At 57.2% G+C, this 236-nt stretch carries 1 protein-coding gene; it reads left to right on the top strand.

Annotated elements, in window-relative coordinates:
• On the top strand, nt 1-236 hold a 236-nt coding region (locus AAEZ05_RS30190; RefSeq protein ID WP_350650348.1), incomplete at both ends, for a secretin N-terminal domain-containing protein.

Here is a 236-nt window from a genome sequence, read left to right as displayed (position 1 = left end):
GCTGGACACAAAACCGACGCAACAGTCCGAAAACTCACGGGTCATTCGTCTTCGTCACAGTGACGCCAAGCAATTGGCCGAGGTGCTTGAAACCGTTGCCCAGGGCATGCAGCAAGACACCGCACTGACCGGTGCCACGCAAAAGGCATCGACAAGCGAGGTCATGGTGGCCGCCGATGAAGGCCAAAATGCGTTGGTGATCATGGCTGATCCGGCGAAAGTGCGAAGCCTGGAAA

Origin of the sequence: Pseudomonas sp. HY13-MNA-CIBAN-0226, assembly GCF_040310305.1 — a bacterium.
In the GTDB taxonomy this organism is placed as follows: Bacteria; Pseudomonadota; Gammaproteobacteria; order Pseudomonadales; family Pseudomonadaceae; genus Aquipseudomonas; species Aquipseudomonas gregormendelii.
The sequence above is the reverse complement of the archived record's forward strand: the minus strand, read 5'-3'. Positions and strand labels throughout refer to the sequence as shown.